Annotated in this window: 21 protein-coding genes and 2 pseudogenes; 15 read left to right on the top strand and 8 right to left on the bottom strand. The window is 63.7% G+C overall.

Features of this window, described 5'->3' with window-relative positions; all coding sequences use genetic code 11:
- Positions 1-56 precede the first annotated feature (56 nt).
- The 3 genes from trxA (at position 57) to NKH36_RS09425 (ending at position 2,408) form a co-directional block, all read left to right on the top strand.
- A complete protein-coding gene (gene trxA, locus NKH36_RS09435) occupies positions 57-1,058 on the top strand; it encodes a thioredoxin (protein ID WP_352961424.1) in 1,002 nt (333 codons plus the stop codon).
- A gap of 153 nt (positions 1,059-1,211) precedes the next feature.
- Entirely contained in the window at positions 1,212-1,883 is a 672-nt protein-coding gene (locus NKH36_RS09430) for an LON peptidase substrate-binding domain-containing protein (RefSeq protein WP_352961422.1), read from the top strand.
- 285 nt (positions 1,884-2,168) lie between these two features.
- A complete protein-coding gene (locus tag NKH36_RS09425; RefSeq protein ID WP_352961420.1) occupies positions 2,169-2,408 on the top strand; it encodes a Trm112 family protein in 240 nt (79 codons plus the stop codon).
- A gap of 39 nt (positions 2,409-2,447) precedes the next feature.
- Here the strand turns inward: NKH36_RS09425 and NKH36_RS09420 are convergent, their stop codons facing one another.
- The 3 genes from NKH36_RS09420 to NKH36_RS09410 are packed head-to-tail and all read right to left on the bottom strand — an operon-like array spanning position 2,448 to position 8,180.
- Positions 2,448-5,735: an error-prone DNA polymerase gene (locus NKH36_RS09420; RefSeq protein WP_352961418.1), complete on the bottom strand. Its 3,288-nt coding sequence runs from the start codon at positions 5,733-5,735 to the stop codon at positions 2,448-2,450.
- On the bottom strand, positions 5,732-7,213 hold the full coding sequence (locus NKH36_RS09415; RefSeq protein WP_352961416.1) for a DUF6504 family protein: 1,482 nt from the start codon (positions 7,211-7,213) through the stop codon (positions 5,732-5,734). Before NKH36_RS09415 ends, NKH36_RS09420 begins: the two co-directional genes overlap by 4 nt.
- The gene (locus NKH36_RS09410) at positions 7,155-8,180 is read right to left on the bottom strand and encodes an ImuA family protein (protein WP_352961414.1); all 1,026 of its coding nucleotides are present in this window, start codon (positions 8,178-8,180) and stop codon (positions 7,155-7,157) included. Before NKH36_RS09410 ends, NKH36_RS09415 begins: the two co-directional genes overlap by 59 nt.
- Before the next feature lie 175 nt (positions 8,181-8,355).
- On the opposite strand from NKH36_RS09410, the gene NKH36_RS09405 reads away from it, so the two are divergent.
- Entirely contained in the window at positions 8,356-8,778 is a 423-nt protein-coding gene (locus tag NKH36_RS09405; RefSeq protein WP_352961412.1) for a metallopeptidase family protein, read from the top strand.
- Positions 8,779-9,074: 296 nt separating this feature from the next.
- Here NKH36_RS09405 and NKH36_RS09400 read toward each other — a convergent pair whose 3' ends face one another.
- The gene (locus NKH36_RS09400; protein ID WP_292164902.1) at positions 9,075-9,281 is read right to left on the bottom strand and encodes a DUF1737 domain-containing protein; all 207 of its coding nucleotides are present in this window, start codon (positions 9,279-9,281) and stop codon (positions 9,075-9,077) included.
- A 26-nt stretch (positions 9,282-9,307) separates the two neighbouring features.
- Positions 9,308-10,186: an HpcH/HpaI aldolase/citrate lyase family protein gene (locus NKH36_RS09395; RefSeq protein ID WP_352961410.1), complete on the bottom strand. Its 879-nt coding sequence runs from the start codon at positions 10,184-10,186 to the stop codon at positions 9,308-9,310.
- 298 nt (positions 10,187-10,484) lie between these two features.
- Here NKH36_RS09395 and NKH36_RS09390 point away from each other — a divergent pair.
- From NKH36_RS09390 to NKH36_RS09370, 4 genes and pseudogenes are all read left to right on the top strand, one after another.
- A pseudogene (locus tag NKH36_RS09390) lies at positions 10,485-12,034 on the top strand (DUF4153 domain-containing protein).
- A gap of 3 nt (positions 12,035-12,037) precedes the next feature.
- Complete coding sequence (locus NKH36_RS09380; protein ID WP_352961404.1) at positions 12,038-12,733, top strand: response regulator; 696 nt, start codon at positions 12,038-12,040, stop codon at positions 12,731-12,733.
- A gap of 59 nt (positions 12,734-12,792) precedes the next feature.
- Positions 12,793-14,289, top strand: a complete 1,497-nt coding sequence (locus NKH36_RS09375) for an ATP-binding protein (protein ID WP_352961535.1) — start codon at positions 12,793-12,795, stop codon at positions 14,287-14,289.
- Between the two features lie 64 nt (positions 14,290-14,353).
- Positions 14,354-15,520: an NAD(P)/FAD-dependent oxidoreductase gene (locus NKH36_RS09370; protein ID WP_352961402.1), complete on the top strand. Its 1,167-nt coding sequence runs from the start codon at positions 14,354-14,356 to the stop codon at positions 15,518-15,520.
- Here the strand turns inward: NKH36_RS09370 and NKH36_RS09365 are convergent.
- Both NKH36_RS09365 and NKH36_RS09360 read right to left on the bottom strand, forming a co-directional pair.
- On the bottom strand, positions 15,439-16,248 hold the full coding sequence (locus tag NKH36_RS09365) for a DUF72 domain-containing protein (RefSeq protein ID WP_352961400.1): 810 nt from the start codon (positions 16,246-16,248) through the stop codon (positions 15,439-15,441). The two genes, NKH36_RS09370 and NKH36_RS09365, sit on opposite strands and share 82 nt — an antisense overlap.
- 139 nt (positions 16,249-16,387) lie before the next feature.
- Positions 16,388-16,813: a GNAT family N-acetyltransferase gene (locus NKH36_RS09360; RefSeq protein WP_352961398.1), complete on the bottom strand. Its 426-nt coding sequence runs from the start codon at positions 16,811-16,813 to the stop codon at positions 16,388-16,390.
- Positions 16,814-16,966: 153 nt separating this feature from the next.
- Here NKH36_RS09360 and leuD point away from each other — a divergent pair, with 153 nt between their 5' ends.
- Together leuD and NKH36_RS09350 are read left to right on the top strand one after the other, a co-directional pair.
- Complete coding sequence (gene leuD / locus NKH36_RS09355) at positions 16,967-17,572, top strand: 3-isopropylmalate dehydratase small subunit (RefSeq protein WP_352961396.1); 606 nt, start codon at positions 16,967-16,969, stop codon at positions 17,570-17,572.
- 60 nt (positions 17,573-17,632) lie between these two features.
- Positions 17,633-18,559, top strand: a complete 927-nt coding sequence (locus NKH36_RS09350; protein WP_352961394.1) for an Ivy family c-type lysozyme inhibitor — start codon at positions 17,633-17,635, stop codon at positions 18,557-18,559.
- A 117-nt stretch (positions 18,560-18,676) separates the two neighbouring features.
- Here NKH36_RS09350 and NKH36_RS09345 read toward each other — a convergent pair whose 3' ends face one another.
- Complete coding sequence (locus NKH36_RS09345; RefSeq protein ID WP_352961392.1) at positions 18,677-19,471, bottom strand: lytic murein transglycosylase; 795 nt, start codon at positions 19,469-19,471, stop codon at positions 18,677-18,679.
- Positions 19,472-19,731: 260 nt separating this feature from the next.
- On the opposite strand from NKH36_RS09345, the pseudogene NKH36_RS09340 reads away from it, so the two are divergent.
- The 5 genes and pseudogenes from NKH36_RS09340 to NKH36_RS09320 form a co-directional block, all read left to right on the top strand.
- Positions 19,732-19,959 (top strand): annotated as a pseudogene (locus NKH36_RS09340) (FAD-dependent oxidoreductase); the annotation flags it as partial.
- 335 nt (positions 19,960-20,294) lie between these two features.
- Complete coding sequence (locus NKH36_RS09335) at positions 20,295-20,975, top strand: flavin monoamine oxidase family protein (protein ID WP_352961390.1); 681 nt, start codon at positions 20,295-20,297, stop codon at positions 20,973-20,975.
- Positions 20,976-21,060: 85 nt separating this feature from the next.
- Complete coding sequence (locus NKH36_RS09330; RefSeq protein ID WP_352961388.1) at positions 21,061-22,152, top strand: zinc-binding metallopeptidase family protein; 1,092 nt, start codon at positions 21,061-21,063, stop codon at positions 22,150-22,152.
- A 63-nt stretch (positions 22,153-22,215) separates the two neighbouring features.
- Positions 22,216-22,815, top strand: coding sequence for a DUF1236 domain-containing protein (locus tag NKH36_RS09325; protein WP_352961386.1), 600 nt, complete (start codon positions 22,216-22,218; stop codon positions 22,813-22,815).
- Positions 22,816-23,019: 204 nt separating this feature from the next.
- Positions 23,020-23,985 (top strand): CPBP family intramembrane glutamic endopeptidase, encoded by a 966-nt coding sequence (locus NKH36_RS09320; protein ID WP_352961384.1) that lies wholly within the window; start codon positions 23,020-23,022, stop codon positions 23,983-23,985.
- Positions 23,986-24,015 lie beyond the last annotated feature (30 nt).

The following is a 24,015-nucleotide window of genomic DNA, read 5'->3' as shown; positions in this document are numbered from 1 at the left end:
AATTAAAGGACCTTGCGCCGGGCCGCTGGCCGGCGGCGCGACCGAAAGGGCACGAGATGAGCGACAACAATCAATTTGGCGGCCCATTTGTCGGCAATGGCCGACAGTATGCCACCACAGTGCAGTATGGCGGCGCTGACGCCACTCCTGCGAAAGTCGCGCTTGGCAGCGAGCCGCCTGTCGCTGTCGACGTCATCAAGGATACGACGACCGCCACATTTGCCGCCGACGTTATCCAAGAATCGCGCCGTCAGCCGGTGCTGGTCGATTTCTGGGCGCCGTGGTGCGGACCCTGCAAGCAACTGACGCCGCTGCTGGAAAAGGCGGTCACGGCCGCCGGCGGCAAGGTCAAGCTGGTCAAGATGAACATCGACGACCATCCTTCGATTGCCGGACAGCTCGGCATCCAGTCGATACCGGCGGTCATCGCCTTCAGGGATGGCCAGCCGGTCGACGGCTTCATGGGCGCCATTCCCGAGAGCCAGATCGCCGCGTTCATCCAGAAGGTCGGCGGCAAGAACAATGGTGCGCCGCAGGTGGCCGAGGCGCTTGCCGCGGCCGCGGAGGCGCGCGACGCCGGCGATGTGCAGACCGCGGCGGACATCTACGACGCCATCCTGGAACAGGCACCGGAGACGATCGATGCGATTGCCGGGCTGGGTGACCTGCTGTTCGAGGCCGGCGATGGCAAGGGCGCCGAAGCCGTGCTGGCGCGGGCGCCGGAAGCCAAGAAGGATGCGCCGCCGCTTGCTGCGCTGCGCGCCAAGATGGCGCTTGCTGCGCAGGCAGCAGCACTTGGCAATCCGGCCGAGCTCGAGCGGCGCCTGGCTGAGAACCCCGGAGACCACCAGGCACGGTTCGATCTTGCCGTGATCCAGAACGCCAACGGCGAGCGCATGGCCGCGGCCGACAATTTACTGGCGATCGTCAAGGCCGATCGCTCGTGGAACGACGACGGCGCCAAGACGCAATTGCTGCAGTTCTTCGAGGCATGGGGCATGACCGACGAAGCAACGCTGGCGGCGCGGCGCAAATTGTCGTCGCTGCTGTTTTCCTGAGCGCGCATCAAGCTGTTTTTGCCTGATGGCCTTGCGGTCGACGGCGGCTGCGCCAGATTAGGGCCAGAGATCAGGCCGTCGGCTCTCTCGCTTGTGCTGATCGGGAGGATCCGGATTTGATGCGCTTCTTGAGGAAGCGAGCGGAGGTTTGAAGTGCAGGCGGGAAACGCGCATTACCGGCTCGATACGGATTTGCCGTCGACGGTGCCAATCTTCCCGCTTGAAGGCGCATTGCTGCTGCCGGGCGGCCGCATGCCGCTCAACATCTTCGAGCCGCGCTATCTGGAGATGGTGGATGAGGCGATCGCCGGATCGCGGCTGATCGGTGTCATACAGCCCAGCCTCGACGGTGCGCGGCGTGCCGATGGCGAGCCGGAACTCTGCAATGTCGGCTGCGCCGGACGCATCATCGCGCTTTCCGAGAGCGGCGACGGCCGCTACCTGATTTCGCTGCAAGGTGTGTGCCGGTTCCGCATCGTGCAGGAGCTCGCGGTCAAGACGCCCTTCCGCCAGTGCCGGTTTGCGCCCTTTCTCACCGATCTCGATGAAGATCAGGCAGAGGCCGGGATCGACCGGCCGGCACTGCTCAAGGCGTTTCGCGCCTATTTGCAGGCCAACGATCTTGAAGCCGACTGGGAAAGCGTCAGCCGCGCCGAAAATGCCATGCTGGTCAATGCGCTATCGATGATGGCTCCCTATGGGCCGGCCGAGAAACAGGCGCTGCTCGAAGCGGCGGACCTGAAGACACGCGCCGAAACGCTGATCGCCATCACCGAAATAGCGTTGGCGCGCGAAAACGAGGATTTCGGGTCGAGTCTGCAATAGGCAAAGTAGAAGGACGCAGGGACTCAGCCAATTGCGGAAGTCAGCGCCGCCCCTCATCGCCCTGCCGGGCACTTCTCCCCGTATAGGGACGGGGAGAGGGGGCTGTCGGCAACCTTGGCGGACATTCTGCTACGCGGGTGATTGGCGAAACCATCGATGAGCACCCATCTCCCCGTCACTATACGGGGAGAGGATGCCGGCAGGCAGGTGAGGGGCAGCGCAAACGCCGAAGACTGAGGGCGAACGCGAACCTGAAGTGATTGCCCCGAGAGAAGGACAGACCGAATGGTGGATGGGCGTGATGGAAAGAAGGCCAATGTCGATCCCAAGCTGCTGGAATTGCTGGCCTGCCCGCTGACCAAGGGCCCGCTTACCTGGGATCCGGAGCGCGGCGAGCTTATCTCGAGGGTCGCACGGCTTGCTTATCCGGTGCGTGACGGCATCCCGATCATGCTGCCTTCGGAAGCACGCTCGCTCCCCTTCGACGACGGATTGCCGCCGCCGCGGTTGGGTGGGCCGTCCTGAAGCGTGGTGATCCTTCGCGCACCGCCGCACCGGTATCCCCTATTGAAAATTCCGCCCCTTGGGCATGACCCTTTCTGCCTTCCCCGATAACGTCGCGATATCCTGCCGGTCGTTTTGCACGACAGGTACATCGGGCTTCTCCTCCAAAAGCACGGACAGCCAGGGAGTCAAATCCTCGACCTTCTCGGCGACGATATGGATGACGTCCGATTCCGACTGCAGTTTGCCGGTGACACGCACCAGCCGCGCGCCCATCACAATGGGCCGATAGCGGTTGAAGGTTCTTTCCCAGAAGATGACGTTGGCCACCGCCTGCTCGTCTTCCAGCGTCAGGAAAATCGCTTTGGCGTTACCCGGCCGCTGCCGCACCAGGACAAGGCCGGCGACCGAAACGCGCTTGCCGTCCCGAACCTGGCCGAGGCGCGCATTGGGCGTGACGCCGGAACGGTCCAGCCGCTGGCGCAGAAAGGCAAGCGGGTGCGCCTTCAGCGACAGGCCGAGCGAACGGTAGTCGTGGACGACGTGCTCGCCGAGCGGCATTGTCGGCAGCCTGGTCTCGGGCTCGAGATCGCGCAAGCGGATCGCCGGCCGGTCGAACAGCGGCAGGGTCTCAGCGGCACTCTTGCCATCGAGCGCGCGGACTGCCCACAGTGCATCACGGCGGTCGAGGCCGAGCGAACGGAAAGCGTCGGCTTGCGCAAGTTTCTCGATCTCATCGACGTAGAGGCCTGAACGCAGCCAGACATCGCGAACGGTTGCGTAGCCGTCGCCGCGTCTGGCGACAAACACCTCCATGCGCTCCTTCGACAGGCCCTTGACCTGGCGAAAACCCAGCCGGACGGCATGATTGGTCCGGATGACGCCGCGCATCTGGGCATGGCGGCCGAGGATGCGGGCCGGGTCGAAGGGTGCGTCCTCCAATGCGCAGTCCCAACCGGAAAAATTGACGTCGACCTCGCGGATTTCGACGCCATGGTCGCTTGCGTCGCGGACAAGTTGGGCCGGCTGGTAAAACCCCATCGGCTGGGAATTCAGGATCGCGGCGCAGAACACGTCGGGATAGAAGGTCTTGAACCAGCAGGAGGCATAGACCAGCAGGGCGAAGGAGGCGGCATGGCTTTCGGGAAAGCCGTATTCGCCAAAACCCTCGATCTGCTTGAAACAGCGCTCGGCGAAGTCCTTTTCGTAACCCCGCAAAACCATGCCATCGACCATCCGCTTGCGATAATTGCCGATTGTGCCGGTGCGCTTGAAAGTGGCCATGGCGCGGCGCAGTTCATCGGCCTCGCCCGGCCTGAAGCCGCCGGCGACGATGGCGATCTTCATCGCCTGTTCCTGGAACAGCGGCACGCCCAGTGTCCTGCCGAGTATCTCTTCCAGTTCCGGTTTGGGGTATTCGGGTTTTTCCTTGCCCTGCCGGCGGCGCAGATAGGGGTGGACCATGTTGCCCTGGATCGGGCCGGGCCGCACGATCGCCACTTCGATGACGAGGTCATAGAATGTTTTCGGCCTGAGGCGCGGCAGCATCGACATCTGGGCGCGCGATTCGATCTGGAAGACGCCGATCGTGTCGGCACGGCAGATCATGTCGTAGACATGTTTGTCCTCGGCAGGGAGGGTGGCCAGCACATAGGGCTGACCATAATCGTCCCGTGCCTCCGGATAATGATCCTGAAGCAGGATGAAGGCGCGCTGCAGGCAGGTCAGCATGCCGAGCGCCAGCACGTCCACTTTAAGGATTTTCACCGCGTCGAGATCGTCCTTGTCCCACTCGACCATCTTGCGTTCGTCCATCGCCGTCTTGATGATGGGCACGATCTCGTCGAGCCGATCCCTGGTGATGACGAAGCCGCCGACATGCTGCGACAGATGACGGGGAAAGCCCATGATCTCGTTGGCGCATTCGATCACATGCTTTGTCGATGGATCGGTCTGATCGAGGCCGCCGGCCCTGGTCTCCTTTTCGCCGAGCTCCGAGGTCGACCAACCCCAGATCGAGCTGGACAGCGCGCTCCGGACATCGGCCGACAGGCCCATCGCCTTGGCCACTTCGCGCATCGCCGACCGGCCCCGGTAGCTGACGACGGCCGCGGCAAGCGCGGTGCGCTTGGCGCTGTATTTCTGGTAGATGTACTGGATGACCTCTTCGCGCTTTTCATGCTCGAAATCGACATCGATATCGGGCGGCTCGTTTCTTTCCTCGGAAATGAAACGCTCGAAAAGCGAGTCGATCCTCTCGGGGCCCACTTCGGTGATGCCGATGCAATAGCAGACCACCGAGTTGGCCGCGGAGCCACGCCCCTGGCAGAGTATGCCCTGGCTGCGGGCGAATTTGACGATGTCGTAGACAGTCAGGAAATAGCGCGCGTAATTCAGGCGCTCGATCAAGGCGAGCTCTTCCCGGATCCGCCTCGTCACATCGGCGGGAACGCCTGAGGGATACCGTATCGCGGCTCCCTCTCGAGCCAGCCTTTCAAGCTCGGCCTGTGGCCCGAGGCCCGATTCCGTCGGTTCGTCGGGATAGTTGTATTGGAGGTCACTGAGAGAGAAGCTCAATTCGCCGGCAAAGCGCAGCGTTTCCGCCAGTGCTTGCGGATGCCGCCGGAAAAGCCGCGCCATCTCCATTGGCGGCTTCAGATGGCGCTCGGCATTGGCCGCCAGTTCCAGCCCTGCTTCGGCAACAGGTACGTTGAGGCGGATCGCCGTCAGCACGTCCTGCAACCGGCGCCGTTCGGACGTATGGTAAAGAACGTCATTGGTCGCCATCAGCGGAATGCCTGATACCTCAGCCATGACAGCTGTCTGCTCGATACGGTAGCGGTCGTTGCCGTGATAATCCGGCGAAACGGCAAACCGCAGGTTCTTGCCGAAGCGATCCTCGAGCCGGCTAATCAGCCTGAGATCATCCTCCGCCGGCCCGGACAGATCCGGTAGAACTGCCAGAGACATGAGATCGCCCCATTCGAAAAGGTCGTCGCGATAGAGAAGCGGTGCGCCCTTTTCGCTTTCGTCGCGCATATTGGCTTGCGTCAGCATGCGGCACAGATGGCCCCAGCCCTTGCGGTCCTGCGGATAGGCGAGAACGTCGGGCGTGCCATCGCAAAAAACCAGGCGGCAGCCGGGATGATAGGAAAGACCTTCCACCTTGGCCTGCTGCCAGGCGCGCACGACGCCCGCCACCGTGTTGCGGTCGGCAAGCCCGATCGACGAAAATCCCAGGAACTTTGCCGCGACCACCAGCTCCTCCGGCTTCGAGGCGCCGCGCAGGAACGAGAAATTCGACTGGATGCCAAATTCGGCATAGGGAACGACCGCCAGCGCGTTCATGCGAAGACCCCGTGCATGAACCAGCGCGGCGCGGCCTGCGAGGCGCCGTAGAGACCCTGGCGGTAGAGCCAGTAACGGCGGCCGTCGCTATCCTCGATGCGGTAATAGTCCCGGGTCGGTGCGTCTTCCTGCCCCGGTGCCTCTCGCCACCATTCCGGGGCGATGCGTTCCGGCCCTTCGGCGCGCGCGACCCGGTACAGCGCGCGCCGCCAGCGGAAGTTCATCGGCGGTCCCTCAGGCATTTCGGTGGCCGGCACCTCGATCGGTTCGGGCGAACGGAACAGCCGGATCGGCCGTTCCGGCCGAAACACAGGCTTCGATGACGTGTCTTGTATCTTGCCCGGCTTCTTCGGCGGAGAGATCCTTTGCGGCGCTTCCGCGAAGGGAAGCATGGCGACGGCGCGCTCGGGCAGATGACTCTCGACGGCAACCGGTTTCAAAACCGCGCTTTCGCCGAGCCGGGCGCGGATGCGGTCGGCGAAAAGGGCGATATCGGCGCCGTCCTCGCTCGTCTCGCCGGCGAGATCCGCCTGCTGCATGTCGAAGGCCGCGGCCGACAGGACCGAGAGGCGCACGAGATCGAAGCCATAGCCGGCATCGATGTCCTGTTCGAACGCGGCAAGCCTTTCGTGAAACAATTTTTGGATCAGCAACGGCTCGCGCAACGGCCGCGAGGTGCCGACGACGATGCGGCTGACGGCGCCGTCGACGCGGAAGAGCAGCAGCGCCAGCCTTCTTGCGCCCTCACCGCGGCGCTCGAGGTCCGCCTTCAACGTCGTCGCCAGCATTTTCACCAGCCGCTCTATTTCGTCGGTCAGCATGATGGGTTCTGCGAGATGACGTTCGACCGAAAGCGGCGCGACCGGCAGGCGCGGCGACACCGCCTCGTCGAGGCGGCCGAGCGCCTGATCGAGACGCAGCAGCAGCGAGACACCGAAGCGGCGGGCGAGCGGCGCGCGCGGTGCTGCCATGACGGCGCCCGCCGTGCGCAGGCCGACGCTTTCCAGGCTGGCGCGAATGTCAGGCTCGATGCGCAGCGCCGCCAGCGGCAAGGGTGCGAGAAGCGCTTCCTCTTCGCCACCGGGGACGATGCGGTCACTGGCAAACCGCGCCGCCGCCCAGGCAGCACCAGGTGTGGCGGCGAGGCCGGCGCGGACATCAAAACCCTGATGGAAAAAGCGCGACAGGATGTCGTCCAGCATCGAGCGTTCGCCGCCGAAAAGATGGGTGCAGCCGGTGACGTCGAGGAACAGGCCATCGGCTGCGTCGAGCGCCACCAGCGGGGTGTAGCGGTCGCACCAGTCGGCAAGGCTTTCGAGCAGGCGGCGGTCGGCCTCGGGATCGGCTTCCGCGACGTCGATCGACGGATGCATGGCGCGCGCGTCGGCTATGCCCATGCCGCGCTTCAGATGAAGCGCCTCAGCCCGCTCGTCGAGGGCGGCGATGCGCTGCGCGTTCGCTTGGCGATGGCTGATCACCAGGGGCAGGTGATCCGACGGCCGGGAACGCCAGGACCGCCCCAGACGCTGCCGCAGGATCCTTTCCGCGGCGAGATGCGGAAACCACAGAGACAGAATTCTTTGCCCGTTCTTGCCCGGCCCTTCCTTCCTCGAAACTGCGTTCATCGGGGTTCCACTCCAGTGTGAATTGTCCAGGCAAAGCCGTGCGGCTCTTGCCGATGCTGACGGTGAAGGCGGGGCGGCCGATCGAGCCGGCGAGCGGGCCGGCGATCGTCTCGCGTGGTGCCGACGGCGCCGCCGACAGGACGAGGCGGACGGGTGCCGCCGTCGGCTCGGGCTCGCCGGCCTGGCGCAGCAGGAACACCGGCCGGCCGGCATTCTGCGCCCGGGCGTGCAGCCGCCGCGTCGCGGTGAGGTCCAGCCGCTGCGGACTGCCGCGGATTTCGAGGATGACGGCGGCGAGCGCCGTCATCCGCGCGGCTTCCTCGGCGGTCCACAGCGCGTCGAGGAGCCTTGGCGCCTCGGAAAACAGCAATTGCTCCGGCTCGATGCCGAACAAGGCATGAAGCCCTCTGGCATAGGGAAAGCCGGCCTCCCGGAAGACCTCCGCGGTGCCGATCCACAGGACCGGCAGTCGCGGCCCCTGTTTAAGGATCAGGCTGACGAGCGACAGGGCGAAGCCGGCGACGGCCCCGGCATCGCGGGTCGCGGCGCCATGGATCTCGCTCAGCGCCGCCTTCGGCAAACCGCCGCTGAGCGCGGTATCGAGACCTTCGGCGCCGGTGCGCAGAAACGCATCGGGCGGCGCCACGGCGAGGCCGCGGCGGACGATTGTGACATCCGCTGGATTCTGGGGGGTGACATCCGCATCAACGGGGGCTGCGCCGGCCGGCGCCTCCAGGCGCTCGGGCAGCGTTCCCTCGATCTTCGCGATCTGGCGGCGCAGGGCAAAAACAGTCTCCCGCGCCACGGCGCTTGTCGCCATGACGGTCAGCTTCCACTCACAATTGTTCCTGTTATGTTCCCTTAGGATTCCAGAGGGTGCCCGAAGAGTCAAGCGGAGTCATGGGGAATTTATTCCTGTCCTCGCGTAGGCCGCAACCCGCCCATTTGCCGAGCCCGGCTCGAAAGCCTATATGCCGGGATCAGAAGGACAAAGCATGGCCCGCATCTACAAGACCCGCACCTGGCACGACCAGCTTTCGCCGTCGATGGAGGAAATGGAGTTCCTGGCGCTGGAGACTTACGCCCATCTGCCGGAGGAATTTCGCAAGCTGACCGGCGAGATCGTTATCCAGATCGCTGAATTCCCGACCGACGAGATCATGGACGATCTGTCGCTGGAAACGCCTTTCGACCTGCTCGGCCTGTTCGAGGGGCGAGGCATTGCCGAGCGCTGGAATCCGCAGACCGGCGAGGGGCCGAACCGCGTCACACTCTACCGCCGCGCCATCCTCGACTACTGGGCCGAGAACGAAGAGACGCTGGGCGACATCGTCACCCATGTGCTGATCCACGAGATCGGCCATCATTTCGGCCTGTCGGACGATGATATGGAGCGGATCGAAGAGGCGGCCGAGTAACGGGCCCACGCTTCGTCATCCCAGGCCGGAGCAGGAGCGAAGCGACGTCGCGGAGACGCTGGGATCCATGCCGTGACGGTGGTGCAGTGCTCCGGCGGTGCAGAACCGAACACTCATCATCCGGTTCCGCGGTAACGGGCAATCGGGCGGCCATCCCCGATAAATCCGTCTGATCGCACTAATCCTGATCCGCCGTGCTCTTCGGCAGAGGTAACGGCATGGATCCTAGGGTCTGCCCTCCGCTTCGCGTCGCTCCGCCCTAGGATGACGAAGGACGAGCGCTTCAGCGAACCTTCTTACCAATCGCTGAGCTTGGTGTTAGGCCCGTATTCCTGGCCCTCGATATCCTTCACCACGGCCTGGCCGCAGCGCATGCTCTTGGTCTGCTTGTCGTAGGCATAGGTCGGCGAGCCGAACAGGTGCCAGCCCTTGTTCAGCGCCGCGGTTACCTTGTGGCAGAAGCTGGAATCGTCCGGGCCGGACAGAAAGCGGTAGAGTTTCATTTTTCATTCCTGTCGTGAGTTGCCGATCATGCCCCGCTGGCGGCCGCCTTCGCCAGCAGTTTTTCGGCCTGCGCCAGATGCAGCCGTTCGACCATTTTTCCATTCAGTGCAATGACGCCCTTGCCAGCATTTTCGGCAAGCGCGAAGGCATCCTTCACCGCACGCGCCTCGGCCACGGCTTCGGCAGAAGGTGCAAAGGCCCGGTTCGCGGCATCGATCTGGGCCGGGTGGATCAGCGACTTGCCGTCAAACCCCATAGCGGCCGCTTCCCCGCATTCGCGCGCAAAAGCATCCAGATCGCGAAAATCATTGAAGACACCATCGAGCAGATCGAGGCCACCGGCGCGCGCGGCGAGCACCATCTGCATCAGCCACGGTGTGAGATAGCGCCGATCGGGCGTGGCGAGAGTGCCGGTCTCCTTGACCAGATCGTTCGTTCCGGCAACGAAACAAACCAGCCGCGATGCCGGATCGCGGCCAAGCTCGGCAATCGGTCCGATGTTGAGCAGAGCCTTGGGCGTTTCGATCATCGCCCATAGTTTCACCTCGTCAGGTGAAAAATTGTCGTCGAGGACGTCGCCGGCTTCCAGAACATCGCGCGGCGTGTCGACCTTGGGCAGCAGGATGGCGTCGGGCTCGCAGCGTGCCGCGGCCAGCAAATCGTCGGCGCCCCATTCGCTGGAGAGCGGGTTGATGCGCACGACCATCTCGCAGCGCCGGCCGGGGCGATTGGCGAAGATGTCGGCCAGTTTTTCCCGCGCGAAAACCTTGTCGGCCGGGGCGACGGCATCTTCGAGATCGATGATGATGGCATCGCAGGCCAGCGACGAGATCTTGGTCAGCGCCTTGTCGTTCGAGGCCGGGACGTAAAGGACCGAGCGGCGCGGGCGATAGGTTTCAGTCATCTCAGATCTATGCCGCCTGCGGCCGGTCGAGGCAAGCCGTCTCCGCCTGCATAAAAACTGCATAAAACTCCCGAAAATCTCCTCGGATCCGCCCCGCCGCCTGCATGCCGATCGACGATATAGTCGGTATGCAAGAGCGAGAAAAACCCCGCTGGTCCCTGCCTTATCGGCTCCGCAATGACGGTTGGTGGCTCGTCGATCCACCCCGGCCGTATGGTTCGGCGACCCTCTTCCCCTTCATCCGCAAATCTCCGCCAAGATATGCCGGCCGGATCAAAGCCGCTGAGAAAATCCGATCATGACATCGTTGCTTACGGCTGCGCCGAGCTATTGTGCGCGATTCGGCGTTGCCGTCCTGCTTGCCGCGCTGGCGGATTTCTTCTTCTACGAGCAGCCCGCCGGCATCACGTTTTTCCTGTTCGGCATTACGCTTACCGCCGCCGCGGCGATCCAGTCTTCGACGCTCAGCGCCCGCGCTCTGTGGCTCGCACCCGCAGCTTTGCTTGTGGCGCTGCTGCCGCTCATCGAAAATGTCGGTGCTCTGTCCGTCGCGATCGGGCTGGCGGCTATGGCGGTCTTCGTGCTTTCGCTGGCCGGGCGGCTACGACGCGGGCTTGCCCGCATCGCCGGCCAGCTTGTTGCCGTCCTGCTCGCAGCACCCTTCCGGTTCGTTCACGACTTCATCCGCTGGCGCAAGGCGGTACGGCGGCTTGGCGGGCGGCGCATCCGTCTCGCGGCGATCACCGTCTGGGTCATGCCGTTGACCCTAGGCGCGGTGTTCCTCGCGCTGTTCGGCGCTGCCAACCCGGTCATCGAATACTGGTTGTCGCTGATCGATCTCCTCTCACTGCTCGACCTCATCCAGCTGCCGCGGCTGGCCTTCTGGCTGGTCGTGCTTGCCGGCGTCTGGGCCTTTCTGCGCCCGCGCCTGCCGCGCTTTTTCCGCCGCATTGCGCGTGTGGTGTCGTTTGTGCATGTCGGCCGGGTAACGATGACAAAACCCGCCACGACAATCGAGGACATCATCTTCGGCAAGGCCGCCATTCTTCGCGCGCTGGTCGTCTTCAACATCCTGTTTGCGATGCAGACCGCGCTCGACGCCACCTATCTGTGGGGCGGCGTCGCGCTGCCCGACGGGCTGACCTATGCCGCCAATGCGCATCGCGGCGCCTATCCCTTGATCGTCACCGCGCTGCTGGCCGCCGGTTTCGTCCTGGCGGCGCTTAGGCCGGGAAGTGCGACCTCCGGCGATCCGTTCATCCGCCGGCTGGTCTATGTCTGGGTGGCGCAGAACATCGCTCTGGTCATCTCGTCGATCCTGCGGCTCGAACTCTATATCGGCATCTATGCGCTGACCTACTGGCGCGTCGCCGCCTTCGTCTGGATGGGGCTGGTGGCGGCGGGCCTCGCCCTGATCATTGCCCGCATCGCGCTCGGAAAATCCAACGAATGGCTGCTTTCCGCCAATCTCTGACGCTTTCGATGACGCTCTATGCCTGCTCCTTCATCAATTTCGCGGCGCTGATCGCCAACTACAATGTCGAGCACTCTTTCGAAATGACCGGCCAGGGCACCGAGCTCGATTTCTGGTATCTGCGTTCGCTCGGTCCAAGCGCCTGGCCGGCGCTCGATCGCTTCCTCGAGCATCAGGGCAGGACGAATGCGGCCAGCGTTCCCTCCTACCGCGAACTCGCCCGTTTGCTTGGGCAGGACGAGGCCCGCTACCGCGCCGGCCGAGAAAACTGGCGCGCCTGGAGCTTTCGCGACTGGCGGCTCCTTCGTACTCTCGACACACGTATCCCGTTCGTGGTTCCTCAGGGCTCCGAAACCTTCGCGCCGGGTCCCTGATTGATGCCGCATAACATCCTAGTCGCCGACGACGATCCGCACATCGGCGAAATCATCTGCTTCGCGCTCGAAAAGGCCGGCATGAAAACGGTTGCCGTAGCCGACGGCGCCGCCGCATTGCAGGCGATCGAACGCCGCGCGCCTGATCTTGTCGTGCTCGACATCGGCATGCCGGAGATGGACGGGCTGGAGGTCTGCCGGCGGCTGCGGCACATATCCGATGTGCCGGTGCTGTTCCTGTCCGCACGTGATGAAGAAATCGACCGCATCCTCGGGCTCGAAATGGGTGGCGACGACTATGTCACCAAGCCTTTCAGCCCGCGCGAACTGGTCGCCCGCGTCAATGTCATCTTGCGGCGCGCTCGCCCGACAAAGGCCGAACAGGCCGACAACAGGCAATTCTCGCACGGCAGACTGGCTTTGCTGCCGGCCAGCCACGCCGCCAGCTTCGACGGCAGGCCGCTGGTGCTGACCTCGATCGAATTCGCCATCCTGAAAGGGTTTCTGGCACGCCCGGCGCATGTGCTTGGCCGCGACATGGTGATGGCCAATGCCTATGCCGCTAATATCCATGTCGCCGACCGCACCGTCGACAGCCATATCCGCAACATCCGCGCCAAGCTGGCGGCGGCCGGCTGCACGGATGCGATCGAGACCGTGCATGGCGTCGGCTTCCGGCTGGGCCGGTGCGGCGGGTGACGGCCCAGAAATGGCGGCCGCGCCTCGCTACGGTCGTTGTTGCCATCCTGATCATGGTGATGGCGCTGCCGCTGGTCGGCCTGTTCTTCTTCAGGCTCTACGAGAACCAGCTGATCCGCCAGACCGAGGCCGAGCTGATCGCGCAAGGTGCCGCCCTTGCCGCCATCTATGCGCAAGAGGTCCGCGCCGCCGGGATCCCGGCCGAGAGGCTCGGCGCGACCATGCCTGCCGACAGAGACAATCCGGACTCTCCCTACCGGCCGATCGAACCAAGCCTAGATCTTGCCTCCGACAGGGTTCTGGCGACCCGGCCTGCGGCGACGGCCGCCATCGTCGATCCCGCCTTCGCGGCGATCGGGGCGCGGCTGTCTGGCATTCTTGCCGAGACGCAGAAAACCACGCTTGCCGGCTTTCGGCTGCTCGACCCCAAAGGCGTCGTCATCGCCGGCCGCGAGGAGCTCGGCCTGTCGCTCGGCGCTGTTGCAGAGGTTCGCGCAGCACTTGCCGGCCGCTATGCCAGCGCGCTCCGGCAGAGGATCTCCGACGAGCCGCCGCCATCGCTCTATTCGGTCAGCCGCGGCACGAGAGTCCGCGTCTTCGTCGCGATGCCGGTCGCAGTCGACGGCAAGGTCGCCGGCGTGGTCTATCTGTCGCGGACGCCGAACAACATCGTCAAGCATCTCTATGGCGAGCGCGGCAAGGTGGTGCTGGCGGCGATCGCCATCCTCGGCGGCACGCTGCTCATCGCCCTGGTCTTCCTGCGCACCGTCAGCCGGCCGATCTACGCGCTGATGGAGCGAACGAAACGCATCGCCGCGGGTGATCGCGCAGCCATCAGGCCGCTCGATCATCACGGCACGCGCGAGATGGCAGCGCTTTCCGACACTTTCCTCGACATGGCCGAAAAGCTGCATGCGCGCTCGGACAGCATCCAGACCTTTGCCACTCACGTCTCGCACGAGCTCAAATCGCCGCTGACGGCGATCCAGGGGGCGGCCGAACTGCTGCGCGATTCCGGCAGCTCAATGGATGAGGCCGAGCGGCGGCGCTTTTCGGACAACATCGTCACCGATGCCGGGCGGCTTAATCTGCTGGTGCGCCGTCTGCTCGACCTGGCGCGCGCTGAAAATCTTGCGCACAGCGGCGAAAGCACGTCAATCGCTGCCGCACTGGCGCTGCTGCCGGCCGAGAAAAGGATAGCGGTGCGCGTCGAGGCCGGCGGCGATATCCGCCTGCGCATGTCGGCCGAGAACGCGGCAATCGTGCTGGCCAATCTCATCGACAATTCGGCTAGGCATGGCGCGACACTCGTTTCGATCACGGCGGCGAGTACGGACGGCAAGGCGATTGTCCAACTGAGCGACGACGGCGCCGGCATTTCGCCCAGCAACCGGGCCCGCATCTTTGAGCCATTCTTCACCACGCGCCGCGATTCAGGCGGCACCGGCATGGGCCTCGGCATCGTGCTGGCCCTCCTGAAAGCGCATGATGGCACGATCCGCCTGGTTGACTCCGAGCGCGGCACGCGCTTCGAGATCATCTTGCCGGCTGTATGAATTGGAGCCTGATTTCCGAAAACCGGCTTTCGGGATCAGGCTCTGGAACTGGAGAGGCGGAAAAGTGCGCTACGACATCGTCATCATCGGCGGAGCCATCGTCGGCTCCTCGATCGCTTATTACCTGCGCAAGGAAGGGTTTTCGGGCTCGATCGCGCTGGTCGAGCGCGACCCGCAATTTGCTCATGCGGCGACGACGCTATCTTGCGCTTCCATTCGCCAGCAGTTTTCCATCCCAGAAAACATCCGGCTATCGCAGTTCACGCTGAAACTGTTTCGGCGGCTCACGGAAGAGTTCGGGGCGGGTGCCGATATCGGCTTTCGCGAAGGTGGCTACCTCATCCTTGCCGGCGAAAACGGGCTGCCGATTCTCAAGGCCAACTACGAGGCGCAGATGGCCGAGGGCGCCGACATCGTGCTTGAGGATGCGGAGGCGCTCGTCCGCCGGTTTCCATGGCTGTCGACAGAGGGCATCACCGCCGGTGCCTATGGCCGCACGGGCGAGGGCTGGTTCGACGCGCATGCCATGCTGATGCTGTTCCGCAAGGCGCTGCGCGAGAAAAAGATCGATTTCATCACCGCTGATGTGACTGGCATCGAACGGCAGGGCGACCGTGTTACCAGCGTCAGCCTCGACAATGGCGAGCGGCTCGAGACCGGCATCGTCGTCAACGCCGCCGGGCCGAATGCCGGCAAGGTTTCTGCAATGGCCGGACTGGTGCTGCCGGTGGAACCGCGCAAGCGCAACGTCTTCATCTTCGAGGCGCGCGAGAAATATGATGACATGCCGCTGCTGGTCGATCCGAGCGGCATCTATGTCAGGCCGGAAGGTTCGGTCTACATCACCGGCGGCGCCGAGCCGGAAGAGGGCGACGGCCCTGCCGACCCAGCCGATTTCGAGCCCGACTGGCCGCTGTTCGAAGAGGTGATCTGGCCGGTGCTGGCGACCCGCATTCCGGCCTTCGAAGCGATCAAGCCGACGCGTGCCTGGGCCGGCCATTACGATTACAACACGCTCGACCAGAACGCGGTGATCGGCCCGCATCCGCGGGTCAGGAATTTCCTCTTCGCCAACGGTTTTTCCGGCCACGGCCTGCAGCAGGCGCCGGCCGTCGGCAAGGCGCTGGCCGAACTGATCGTGCATGGCGGCTACCGCACGGTGGATTGCACGGCGTTTGGGTATAGCCGTGTCGCCGAAGGCCGGGCTTTCAGGGAGCTGAATGTGATTTGAGGCGCCATCGCGGTCACGGCAAGGGCGTTGCCGAGCGCGTGGCCCTTAACCGTATTGTCGAAAATGCACCAGACCTCAGCGCCCGTCGCACTCGCGGCATCCAGCCGCTGCCTGATCTCGATCAGGCTTTCGGTGTCATAGTCCGAGTAATAGATGCGCGGCGCGCCATGCAGGCGGAAATAGACGAGGCCCGGCCAGCCGGATGGCGTGCCTGCAGCGGGAACGCGAGCCGGATCGGCTGCGACGCGCGCTACACGGAAGCCGGTCAGAAGCGCATCGGCATCCGGCTCGAACCAACTGGCATGGCGTGGTTCGCAGGCTAATTTCACGTCGGTCTGCTTTCGCAACAGATCGAAGAAGTCATTGGCGACGTGCGGGTCGAAGGGTAGGCTCGGCGGCAACTGCACCAGCAGCGCTGCAAGTTTGTGACCGAGGCCTCCAGCCTGTTGCCGGAAAGTTTCGACAAGGTCTCCGCAGTCAGCGAGCCGACGCTCATGCGTTACCGCCTTGGGGACTTTCACGCAGAAGCGGAAATCTTGCGGCACCGAACCAGCCCAGCGTTCGTAGGTTTCGCGGCGATGCGGCTTATAAAAAGACGAATTGATTTCAACGGCGCCGAGGCGGTCGCCATAACGCTCAAGGTGCGAGCCGGAATCCGGAAAAAGATCCTTGTAACGTGACGGGATGCTCCAGCCGGCCGTGCCTATGAAGCACCGGTGCTTTTCCATGCTGAAGATGTGGACAGGGCACTGCGCAGGTCAAGGGAGTCTACTAGGCCGAAACCATACGGCCAGCGCTCACCTGTCCCCACTATTCCGCGTCCTCGGCCGCTGCTTGGCTCCGGCCGGCAGGAAATAATGGCAGTGGTCAGCGCTTGCGGCCGAACCAGAAGGCGTCGGGCATGCGTTCCATACCGATCCGCTCATAGAAGCCGACGGCGTCGGGCATGGAGATCAGGCTTATGGCGACGGAAGGCCCGAGCTGCCGGCGTGCCTCATCCATCAGACCCTTGCCGATGCCCAGCCCTTGCGCCGCACCGGAAACGGCGAGCTCGGAAATATAACAGACCCAAGAAAAGTCGGTGACACCGCGGGCAACACCGACCAGCGGCTTGCCCTCTGTGGCGAGGCGCGCCGTCAACACCAGATCGGCGCGGGCAAGCATCGTCTTCAAACGGGCGTCGTCATCGACGGGGCGGTTCGCGCCGAGGCCGGATTCCACCAGCACGCGGCGGAACTCGGCTGCGTCGAGGGCCGGTTCGCTGGCGTAGAGGATTTTGGGACGTGTTGTCATGCCGGCCAAGGTGCACCATAGGGCGGCAACTTTGAAGCGGTCTGTGCTCCAGGACCAGGGCCAGCCGAAAACAGCCGCCTTTTATTTGCCCGCAGCTTTGTGTAAACCGGGCGCCAACACATCCCCGCAGCGAAGAAAAGACGGGCAAAGACCATGGAAAAATTCACCAAGCTCACCGGCGTTGCCGCGCCGATGCCGATCGTCAATGTCGATACCGACATGATCATCCCCAAGGATTATCTCAAGACGATCAAGCGCACCGGGCTCGGCAGCGGGCTGTTCGCCGAAATGCGCTACAAGGACGACGGTTCGGAAAACCCCGACTTCGTGCTCAACAAGCCGGCCTATCGCAAGGCGCAGATCCTGGTCGCCGGCGACAATTTCGGCTGCGGCTCGTCGCGCGAACATGCGCCATGGGCGCTGCTCGATTTCGGCATACGCTGCGTCATCTCGACCTCATTTGCCGACATTTTCTACAACAACTGCTTCAAGAACGGCATCCTGCCGATCACCGTCAGCCCCGAGGATCTGGAGAAGCTGATGGACGACGCCTCGCGCGGCTCCAACGCGACGCTGTCGGTCGACCTCGAAGCCAAGGAAATCCGCGGGCCGGACGGCGGCGTGGTCAAGTTCGACCTCGACGACTTCAAGCGGCTCTGCCTCTTGAACGGCCTCGACGACATCGGCCTGACAATGGAGAAGGCCGACGCCATCGCCTCGTTCGAGAAGAAGAACGCCGAGCTGCGGCCCTGGGCCTGAGCGGTACGATGACTCCGGCCGCGACACGCCGGGTTCGTGCTGCTGAACGGAGGGACATTCATGACACGTTCGCTTCTTGCGTGCGCCTGCGCGTTGGCGTGGATTCTGATGCCGGTGGCCGGCGCGCATGCACAGACCGACATGGTGCTCGTGCCGGCTGACGATGCGTCCGGCGCCGCCGACCTGGGCGCGTCGAGCAATGCGGCCCTAGGCGAAGATGTCAGCCAAGCACCGGTCCCGTTCGAGAGTGGGCAGCTGACCATCACCCAGCAGGAAGAGTATGGCGAGAAGGTGCTGGCCTATGACGGCAAGCAGCTGGCCAGCAATTACGAGGTGTCCTTCGACAAGATCGTCAAGGTTGGCGGGGTCAACGTCGCTCTGGTCGATGTCGGCGATGGCGGCAACCAGTGCGGCCCGGCTACGGTGATCGTGTGGAAGCCGGAAGGCGGCACCATCCAGAGCATCACGGTCGAGCAGAATGAATGCGGCGCACCGCCGGCTGCGATCTCCGACAGGGCCATCAATTTCGTGCCTTATCTTTTGCCCGGCGTTTCCAAGCCGGCGCTGCAATGGTCGCCGACGGATGGGCTGACGACTTCCGGCAATCTCACCTATATGCCGGAGCCCGGCACTGAGTGGAAAGACGTCGATCCGTCGAAATACGACAACATCGTCGACGCCTTCCACAACGAGGCCATCTACAGGCTAGCCGAGACGCTGCTCGGCAAGGAGATGCCCGAGATGGCGACCAGCCTGCTGGTCGGCGGCGGCACCGAGAAAACCGCCTCAGGCGCCTTCTATGCCAGCGGCTGCGTACCGCACGATTGCGGCGGCAATGACGGCTTCATGGCGGTCGACCCGGCCAACCACAAGCTCTATTTCGCCAGGCGCGGCGACAAGCCGGAGCCGGACGCTTGGCCGGCTGTGAACACGTGGCCCGCCGAGGTCAGGGACGCGATGGACAGAGCGCTCGGCTCGCCGAATTAGCTTCTTGCTTCGCGCCTTCGTTCCCGAGGCGGGGCCGAGCGGCGGCAGTCGTAACCTTAGAGCAACAACAAAAAAGCCCGGCGCATGGCCGGGCTTTCCGTCGAACAGAGATTTCTATCAATCGCCATCGATCGCCGTGGCCATGCGGGCGATGGCCTGTTGATAGACGCTCGCGGAATTCCAGCCGGCAATTGCGCCCATATTCGCCTGCGCGCTCGCGCCGGCCTGCCAACCATGACCTCTGAGGAAGTTGGCGGTGGAAGCCAACGCAGTGGCCTTGTCGCGCAGATTTTTGTTGCCAACTCCATATGTCAAAACATTTCCCGGCAGGAACTGCGTGTGGCCGATCTCGCCATGCGCGGCACCGACCGACGAGGCGCTCAAAGCGCCGCTATCAACCAACTTCAGGGCTGCAACAGCATGCGGGTAGAAGAACTCCGGGCGGCGGCAATCATAGGCAAGCGTTAAAATGGCGGAGACCGTATTCTGCTTGCCCAAGAAGGAACCGAAGCCGGTTTCCATACCCCAGATGGCGAGCAACACACCCGGCGTCACGCCGTAGGTCCGTTCGATCTTGTCGAACAGGGCGGCGTTCGACTTCTTCAGCGAACGGCCCTTGGAAATGATGGTAGACGCGCCGCGGCGCTTCATGAAAGCTTCCACCGAGCCGCTGAAAGCCTTATGGATGGCGCGGTCGACGCCGATCGTCTTTGTTGCATAGGTCGCGCGAGCCAGGGCGGCCAGACCCTTCGAGCCTACGCCGCTGGCCTTTGCTTCCTGCGCGAACTCCGCCTTCCAGGCTTCGAAGCCCGCGCCCGTATTGCCGCACTGGGCGGCCTGTGCACCTGATGCCACCGCAAGCATCATCGATGCCGCCGCCGCGAAAATCTTTGCCTTGGCAAAAAATGCCATGTTGCTCTCCTGATTGCCTGGATCTTGTCCCGAATACGAATTTGCCAGCGAAACGCCCGCTTGTCACTGTTGGAGCGACGTGCGCCGGACGCAGTACGCTCCAACACTTTACAATCTGCGCATCGTGCTTTCCGAGAATCGGAACCGATTTTCGGGTCGATGCGCTAAGAACTCGTTTACGCATCCTCGCCGCAGCGCTGGCGGATGCCGGAGAACTTGCTTAAGATCAAGTAATTATTGTGGCGGGGGCTGGAATATTCATGGAAGACGTTGACGTCGTGGTCATCGGCGGCGGCTCGGCGGGGCTTTCTGCCGCCAAGACCCTGCGTGCGGCTGGCCTCTCGTTCAAGCTGGTCGAAGCGATGAACCGTATCGGCGGCCGCGCCTGGACCAGCGATCAGCATTTCGGCGTTCCTTTCGACCTCGGCTGCGCCTGGCTGCACGCGACCGACCGCAATCCTTACTTTCCTGAGGCGCAAGCCGCCCGCTGGACGCTTCACCATCACGACATGAATATCGACCATCTCTACTATCGCAACCGAAAGGCGAGCGAGGACGAAGAGGCCGCAATGAAGGCGGCCGATATCAGGCTGTTCGAGCTTCTGGCGGCGCATGAGGTCAAGGTTGGTGACGACGACCGTCTTTCGGCGTTGCTCGCCAGGGGCCGTGCGCCGCGCGCCGCCGCCACCTTCGCTGGGCCGATGGACTTCGGCGCCGACGAGGACGAGATATCGATCCGCGACTTTCAGGCCGCCGCCGATCTCGATCCGAACTATTTCACCAAGGAGGGTTCGGCGCACTGGTCGCCCGTTTCGGCGCCGACGTGCCCGTCGAGCTGTCGACGCCGGTGCGGAAAATCCTCTGGGACGTGCCTGGCGTCGCCTGCGTCACCGATCGCGGCACCATCCGCGCCAAGGCGGCCATCGTCACCGCTTCGCCGGCGGTGCTCGCCTTCGAGGAGATCGAATTCTCGCCGGCGCTGCCCGACACGCACTTCGCTGCCTTATTCGACCTGCCGATGGGCATGCTGACCAAGCTGCCGGTCGAAATCAGGGGCACAAGGCTCGGGCTAGAGCCGTTCGACCTGCTGATCGAGCGGCTGGCCAGGCACGACATCTACTTCCTTTGCTTTCCCTTCGACCTCGACCTGATGGTCGGCTTCGTCGGCGGCGATTTCGCCTGGGAAATGTCGGCGGCGGGCGAGGCGGCAGGCGTCGACTTCGTCGTCGACCGGCTGTGCGCCATATTCGGGGGCGACGTGCGAAAACATGTCGGTCGCGCCATGATGACCAATTGGGGCGGCGAGCGGTTCGTGCGCGGCGCCTATGCTGCGGCCCGCCCCGGCCGTTCGCAGGCGCGCGCCACGCTGATGCAGCCGGTGGCGGAAAAAATCTTCTTCGCCGGCGAGCATCTGGCCGGTCCGCTGATGCAAACCTGCGGCGGCGCCAGGCTATCGGGCGAGGCGGTGGCGAGAATGGTCGCCGCCCAGCTTGCGGCAAAATAGCAACGGCAGGAACGCCGGCCGCCGACAGGCGTTTGGGCGATAAGCCGCTCCGCACTATATCCGGACCTGATGATTTGAGATTGGGATGAAGCTCTTCGATTGCCCGCATTGCGGCCACCGCCTCTATTTCGAGAACGCCCAGTGCCTGAACTGCGCCAGCCCCGTGCTCTACGATCCCGGGCATGCGCGCTTCGTGCTGTCAGGCGCCGGCGGCGTTTTCCAGTGCACAAATGCCGACGAGTGCGCCTGCAACTGGATGGCGGAACCTGGCCATGCCTTCTGCGGCGCCTGCGAGCTGAACCAGTTGATCCCGGACCTTTCGGTCGATGGCAACCGCCGTCGCTGGATTCGCGTCGAAGCGGCAAAGAAGCGGGCAATCTATTCGCTGCTCGCCGCCGGACTGCCGGTCGTGCCCAAGCGGAACGCCGGCGACGAGGCCGGCCTCGCCTTCGACTTTCTCGCCGATCCGATCGGCGGCCCAGGGGGCGCGCGCATCCTGACCGGCCATGACAACGGCTTGATCACACTGAATGTCGCCGAGGCGGACTCGGCCGAGCGCGAAAGACGGCGCGTCGAGATGGGCGAGAACTACCGTACGTTGCTCGGCCATTTCCGCCATGAGCTCGGCCACTATTACTGGGACCGCCTGATCCGCGACGACCCGCAACGGCTTGCCGCCTTCCGCGCATTGTTCGGCGACGAGCGCGCAGATTACGAGCAGGCGCTGAAGGCCTACCATGCCAATGGTGCTGCGCCCCACTGGCAGCAGGACCACATTTCCGCCTATGCCACGTCTCATCCCTGGGAGGACTGGGCCGAGACATGGGCGCACCATCTGCACATCACCGATACGCTGGAGATGGTGCATGCGCTGAATTTCCCGCTCGGCCGACTGGAAACGGTAGAGGCCAACGAGCTGTCGCGCAGCGACACCGGCGGCGAGCTGCAACCGGCGCCGTCGGAACCTGCCGCCGTTCCCGAACCGTTCGAAAACATCCTGGCCCGCTGGCTGGTGCTGTCGGAAGCGTCCAACTCGATCAACCGCTGCATGGGCCTGCCGGACCTTTATCCCTTCGTCATCTCGGAGGTGACCGCACGGAAGCTGGCCTTCGTTCATGAACTGCTGACTGACGTGAAAGAAACCGGAACAAAACGTGAGCCGGCCGAGGCGTTTTAGCCGGAACGCATAAGGCCTTGTTTCGTTTTCGTTCGCGAGGGACCATCAAAACGGAGCGAAACCATGAAGCGCATACTGTTTCCTGCTGTCGCCGGAGCGCTTGTCGCGATGTCCGGCACAGCCTTGGCCGATACCGCCGTGTCGGCTGTCGCAGATCTCAACATTCGCGCCGGCCCCGGCCCGCAATATCCGGTCATTGGCGTGCTCGCCGCCGGCCAGTCGGCAACGCTTGATGGCTGCATCCAAAACAGCAAATGGTGCACCATCGCCGAGGCCAATGGCCAGGGCTGGATCTATTCCGACTATGTGACGGCCGATTTTGGCGGCAACGAGGTCGTCCTGACCCGGCGCGCGGCCGACGCAGACATTACCATCGTCGAAGCGCCCGCCGACGTCGACGATCCCGACATCTATACCGGAGCGATCGTCGCTGGCGAGCCGATCGAGCCGATCAGGCGGCCGCCGGCCGAAGTCCGCACCTATATCGAGACCAACCGGGTCGACCCGGTCTATCTCGAGGGCGAGGTGGTTACGGGCGCGACCTTGCCCGATACCGTCGAGTTGCGTGAGATTCCGGACTATGAGTACCGCTATGTCTATGTGAACGGTCAGCCGGCACTGGTCGATCCCGGCACCCGACGCATCATGTACGTCGAGCGCTGACATCAGCAAGCAATCAGGCGGCCGCCCGGCAAGAGCCCACAGCGGGCCGCCTCGGTCCGATATCGTTAACCTGAGCTTCGTGCTGGAGCGGCGTGCCCGCCGCTCCAGCCTTTTGTTCGAGCATCTGATTTTCCCAAAACCGGTTCCACTTTTGGGTCCGATGCTCTAGATCATGCGACCCGATGCATCAGGCAAGGAACCCGCGTGATAACAGACCCTGCCGCCTTCGAGCATTATCGGCGCTCTCCCAACGCCAAGATGACCCTGCCGCGGCTCCTGCTCGGAACGGCGATCGTCATCCTGTTCTGGGTCGTGACAACCATGGCAGTGCTGTTCGGCGGCACCTATCTTTTTGTTATCTGGCAGGCATCGTCTGGCACCCCGATAGAAGGAGGGGCGCTGCAGAATTTCATGGCCTCGCCCACCGGAATCCTCGCCGCGCTCGCCTCCTTTGCCGGAATCTGGCTCGGCCTGTGGGCTGCCATGCGCTGGGTCCATCGCGAACCGCTGATGGCGCTGATCGGCACCAGCCGCCGCGTTTCGCGCTCGGGATTCCTCAAGGGATTGGCCGCGGTGCTGATCACATCGCTGCTCTCCGAAATCCTGCTCTATCTCTTGCAGCCCGACATTGCGCGCGGTGCGATCGGCCTGTCGTCCTGGCTGCTGTTTCTGATCCCGATCGCTGCGCTGACCCTGCTGCAGACTTCGTCCGAAGAGGTGCTGTTTCGCGGCTATCTTCTCAGGGGCCTGGCCAACCGGTTTCAAAACCCCGTCATCTGGGCATTGCTGCCAGCGCTTCTGTTCACTGCGATGCATTGGAGCCCAAGCTCGACCGCTGCCATCAACGCCTGCGTGCTGGCCTCGATCGCTGCTTTTGCGCTGCTCCTGACGCTTATGGTCTATGCCACCGGCAATCTCGCCGCGGCTTTCGGCGCCCATCTCGGCAACAATCTGACCGGTTTCCTGCTGATTTCGCACCAGCAAAGCTACAATTCCTTCGCCCTGTTCAACGCCAAGCCGCTCGAAGGCCCCGGCTGGACGACGCTTGATGCCGTCCTCATCGCGGCGACCGGCATCGTCTGCAGCCTGTTGACTGTTCTGCTGCTGCTGCATCCGCGCTCGCCGCTGAAGGTCGAGCCGGATATTTCGCACCCCGGCGGCCCAAGCTGATGCGCATCACGCTGGGGGTGCTGCCATAAA

The sequence above is a fragment of the Mesorhizobium sp. M1312 genome (genome assembly GCF_040318115.1).
In the GTDB taxonomy this organism is placed as follows: domain Bacteria; phylum Pseudomonadota; class Alphaproteobacteria; order Rhizobiales; family Rhizobiaceae; genus Mesorhizobium.
This window is presented reverse-complemented; position numbering and strand designations above follow the sequence as displayed.